The organism is uncultured Mucilaginibacter sp. (assembly GCF_903913935.1).
GTDB lineage: Bacteria > Bacteroidota > Bacteroidia > Sphingobacteriales > Sphingobacteriaceae > Mucilaginibacter.
Genome location: NZ_CAIWNH010000579.1, coordinates 1 through 4,567 on the forward strand (window position 1 = coordinate 1; position 4,567 = coordinate 4,567).

General features: G+C 44.1%; 3 protein-coding genes. All 3 read right to left on the reverse strand.

Annotated elements, in window-relative coordinates:
• Positions 1 to 132 precede the first annotated feature (132 nt).
• The 3 genes from QZY09_RS23515 to QZY09_RS23525 all read right to left on the reverse strand — a co-directional run bounded on the left by QZY09_RS23515 (position 133) and on the right by QZY09_RS23525 (position 4,517).
• The gene (locus QZY09_RS23515; RefSeq protein ID WP_295676827.1) at positions 133 to 867 is read right to left on the reverse strand and encodes an AAA family ATPase; all 735 of its coding nucleotides are present in this window, start codon (positions 865 to 867) and stop codon (positions 133 to 135) included.
• A 131-nt stretch (positions 868 to 998) separates the two neighbouring features.
• Positions 999 to 3,671, reverse strand: coding sequence for a glycogen debranching protein (locus tag QZY09_RS23520; protein ID WP_295676830.1), 2,673 nt, complete (start codon positions 3,669 to 3,671; stop codon positions 999 to 1,001).
• A 246-nt stretch (positions 3,672 to 3,917) separates the two neighbouring features.
• Positions 3,918 to 4,517, reverse strand: coding sequence for a DUF2807 domain-containing protein (locus QZY09_RS23525; RefSeq protein ID WP_295676834.1), 600 nt, complete (start codon positions 4,515 to 4,517; stop codon positions 3,918 to 3,920).
• Between the last annotated feature and the right edge of the window lie 50 nt (positions 4,518 to 4,567).

A 4,567-nucleotide genomic window follows, 5' to 3' on the forward strand; every position in this document is an offset into this window, starting at 1 on the left:
TATATCGCCTGACAAATATTCGAATATGATTTGCTGTTTTATTCTTTCTATATTCATGATCCGGATCTCCTTGTGACAACCCTAATCAGTACGACACACGGCGTGGAAAAATGGAACGCTTTGCCCCTCCGGTTACTCCTCCATCAAATGCCGGAGATACAAACCCGGGTTATCCAGAAAGGATTTGGTGAGGGAATAATGCTCGGTTTCCTGATAAGTGGTTTCGCGCACGCCATCTTCATCAAACTGGTAAATGGTGGCGCCTGGGTAGCAGATGAGCATCGGCGAGTGGGTGGCGATCAGGAACTGGGCACGCCCGCTTTTATCCAGCTGGTGAATCACCGACATAAAGGCCAGGATCCTTGCCGGCGACAGCGCCGCTTCGGGCTCATCAAGGATATAAATGCCTGCTTCGAACTGGTTATTAAATAAGTTGAGGAACGATTCGCCATGCGATTGCTCATGCAGCGACCGCCCCCCATAGGCCCGCAGAATACGGCCGTCGTCTACCGCCAATTCATCAATATAGGAAGCGAAATTAAAAAAGCTTTCGGCCCGCATAAAAAAGCCTTCGGTAATTCTTTTCGGCGTCCAGCCCAACCCAACATGCCCGGCCAACGCCGATTCATAGCCTTCAAAACGGTGTCCGGTATTTTTATTATGATTGCGGTTGCCGCCCCGCAGGCTGAAGCCGCATTGCTCTGCGATACCTTCCAGCAAAGTAGATTTCCCCGAACCATTCTCGCCAACAAAAAAAGTGACATTAGTTTTTGGCTCGAGCCGTAAGCCATTGCTCAGGCTTGGGATCTGCTGCAGGTAACTGCCATCCTGCAGTGGCGGGAGCGAGATGCGGGATAAAAATGGCATGTACGGCTATTTTATTGCTTTAAAACAAATTTAAGGATTTTGATCTTGCTTTCGGCCCCGCCTCCACCTGTTTAAGTTATTCACTTAAACAGGCGATTGTAAAATCTTTCAATCCTTTAATCCTACACATCTTAGTTCAGATGGATCACCCTCAAATAATCCACCATCGCCTGATTAATGTCGCCATTCATGTTTTCATTGGCGGGTTTAAACTGCAGGCTGATGAGGTGTTTCCCTTTGGTAAGTTTGAGCTTTACCTGGTTGCTGAATCCCCACTCCGACCATACCCCTTTTCCGCGTTGCGGAAGAACAACTGTACCGGCAAAATGCCCGTCGGCTCCCAGCGTACGGATGGCACATTTATTCTCAGTATTAATCGGGCCGTTGCCGTTGGCATATTTAAAATCAATGGCATAAACGCCCGATTGGGTAATATTGATAGGGATGTTGATGGTGGTGTTTTTAATCTTGCTGATTTCCACAAAACCGCTTCCCGAAAAGCCCTGGTAAGGCAGATCGGATTTATCTGCTACTGTTTCCAATTCAGTAACAAACACCACGTTTGCGGGGATTATTTGCACCGGTTCACTATTAAACGAACTTACTCCTTTTGCATCAACGCTGGCAACCTGGTATTCGGCGTATACATTTGCAGGCACTTTATAAGAATGCGCGCTTGTTGTAAGTATGATTTTACCATTTTTCAAGATATGATAGCTGGTTGCTCCAAGTATTTTGTCCCAAGTTAAATTGCCGTTTTGGTAACTGGCCATCGGCGTTTCGGGCGCGGTGGAGCCGGGCAGCAAATTGCTTTTACCGGTTACAACAATATCCGCCAAAATAATTTTAACAGTGTGTGTACCTTTTAAACTTGCTGGTATAGTTGCCCCAGGCAAGGCTTTGCCGTCAAGACTGATACTTTTTACCACGTTGCCAAAACCACTCATGCTGATATTTAACACAGCGTTTCGGTATTTAAAGTTTTCGAGTGTGCGTTCTCCCGCCAACGCTTTCGGCACAAAAGGCTGAAACTTCAGGCTGCTTTCGTTATAATGGATGCCGAACAATACTTTATAAACCAAAGCGATATTACCGGACAGACTCCAGAGCATATTGCTGGAATTGATCTGCGTACCGGCGTAATCGCCATCAGTGGCTACCATATTTTCCTTATTGGTTAAAAACATGGCCGCTGGCCGGTAAACCGCGCTGATCGCCCTCATCAAAGAGGTTTCATCACCTGCCTTAGCCGATGCCATGGCCCAATAACTTTCGACAAATGGCCATATCGCGTTGTTATGATATGGCAATATTCCGGGGATCTGCGGATAAATACAGGGAATGCCAAAATCATTCACCGGCGTATGGCTGATTACGCTCTGCGCGTTAGGCCCGGCTGCATCAAATAATACTGCCAGGGCCTCTCCAAGGCCTTCGGACCTTTGCGACAGTGTTTTATAATTGCGCCCGTACAGGTATTGCCCGTAATAACCTTTCTCAGGGATCCATAAATAGTCTTGTATACCCTTTTTAATCGTTGCCGCTCTTTTGCTGTACAATTCAGCAGCAGCCTGATCTTTCAGCAAGGAAGCCATTTGAGACAATACTTTATTTACCTGGTAATGCACCACATTGGTGCCCAAGCATTCCGACTCATAAATATCGGCAGGCTGCATCCACTTGGGATAGGTTTCTTCGCGCCAATCCAGAAAGGACGATTCGCCCCTAACCAGGCCGGTTTCGCTATCGTACACGTTTAAAGCATCGTCATCCGCCGAGTTTTTTACGATGTGGTAGGCTTTCTCCAGCCAGTTTTTGTCGCCTGTTACTTTATAAACCTCATAGGCCGCAACAGCCCAGATCATCCTGTCTGATGAGCAGGGGTAAGCGCCACCGGTGCCGGTATCCTGTATAATACGGTCGTTTTTAACCTTCCGCATCAGGCTGTAAACAGCTACTTTGGGTTGCAGCACCGCCATCGATAAAATAATGCTGTAACTGATGTCCCTTGTCCAGACACCGCCCCACTCCTTCCCTGTGCGGAAGGTACTGTCTGGCTCAACTGCCTTTTGCATTTCTTCCAAAGCCAGGTTGTACACTGCGTCGCTTATTTTATATCCCGAATGGTACTGCGGAAAGGCACTTGCATCGCGTGTCATTGTCCAGGAGGAAGCAATTTTATTTTCGTCTTCCGGTTTATTTAAAATCAGGGTGGTTTCGTAAATGCCATCGCCATCAGGGTCTTTAAGTTCCAGGTCAGGGTGATTAACCAGGTTGTTAAAATCCCAGATCATCGGTGCGGTATTTCCCGCTACAAAAACACCTTTAAAATCATTTTTATAAATTTTATCACCATTAGCGCAGGTATAAAAACCTCTTTCCTTAAATGCATTAAGTACCGGATTCATATTCAACCGAATTTTTATTTGCGTTGATGGTTTTAGAAAAGTTGTTGCGGCAGTTACTTTTTGCACCTTATCTGGCCCGCCAAATTCAATAACCGGCGTTTCACTGGCCAGTGCAAGGCAGGTAAAATGATGGTTAACGCCGGGCGTCATTTCATTATCCTTACCGTTGATACTGAATTTAAATTCAATAACCGGGCTTTTAAACATATTTGCCGGGCTGCGGTAATTGGAAGTTAAAGATGTTGAGGAAATTGCCGTCGCCGTATATTTTCCCTGCACCACGCGATCTGGGTAGACGGTATACGCATTTGAAGTATAAACAGGTTTGTTATTTTGGGCGATGGCGGATGTGCTAAACAGCAACAACCCTCCAAATATACGGAGCGGCGTTTTCATGAAAATTAATTTGGTGATAAATTAAGGTATAAATAAGCTAAAACAGAAATTGATTACATCAGATGATTTAATTCACAATCATTCTAAAATACCGGCCGCTGGTCGCCCTAACCCATAACTAACAACCGCATTAATTTATGATTTATAAAATTTGGGGTCCCCGCGGCAAATTGCTTTATAAAAAAAGCCACCTGTATGATCAGATGGCTTTCCAGATTATATGTTGAACTTTTGCAAAAGTTGACCTTAGATACCTACCATATCCTCGTCTGCAGCGGTAGGGAAGTTAATTTTCTTTTCGTTAAAATGCGCTGCTTTAAAATTGCCATTATTAACTGTTGCGGCAAAATTATGGCTCAGGCTGAATTCGTTAGCCGATCCGCTCAGATCAGCTTTAGCGCGATCATACACTGATACGCTTGCGCTGAATACGTCTAAATTTAATTTGGCGGTTGCATTGTCATGCAGCTCTACATTAAAGTCGATATTAGATAACTGACCGAAAGATTTTACGTCGGAATTGTCGTAAACCGAAACGGAACTTAATTGATTTGCGCTAACCCAAACAACCAATTTATCGGTGCTGTATGAAGCGATATTTAATACACCGTTTTTTGATTGCACCACGGCACTTTCAGAATAAAATTTGTTATACACTTTTACCTGGTCGGTGGTTGAATTTGAAATATAAAGCTCAACATTACCGCGAACTTCGATTTTATTGATGGCGCTGATGTTAGATAAAGTAGTTACATAATTGCTATTTACTGGAGCAGCATAAGTTAAATTTGTTATTCCAAATACTATTGTTAAAAGAGTAATGATGGATAAGATTGTTTTTTTCATGATAATTATTATTTTGATTGTCAAACTGTTGTATACTTTATTAATTTTAA

Bases quoted from the DNA above. Each gene is read 5' to 3' on its own strand.
- QZY09_RS23515 (WP_295676827.1), bottom strand. From the start codon at position 867: ATGCCATTTTTATCCCGCATCTCGCTCCCGCCACTGCAGGATGGCAGT.
- QZY09_RS23520 (WP_295676830.1), bottom strand. From the start codon at position 3,671: ATGAAAACGCCGCTCCGTATATTTGGAGGGTTGTTGCTGTTTAGCACA.
- QZY09_RS23525 (WP_295676834.1), bottom strand. From the start codon at position 4,517: ATGAAAAAAACAATCTTATCCATCATTACTCTTTTAACAATAGTATTT.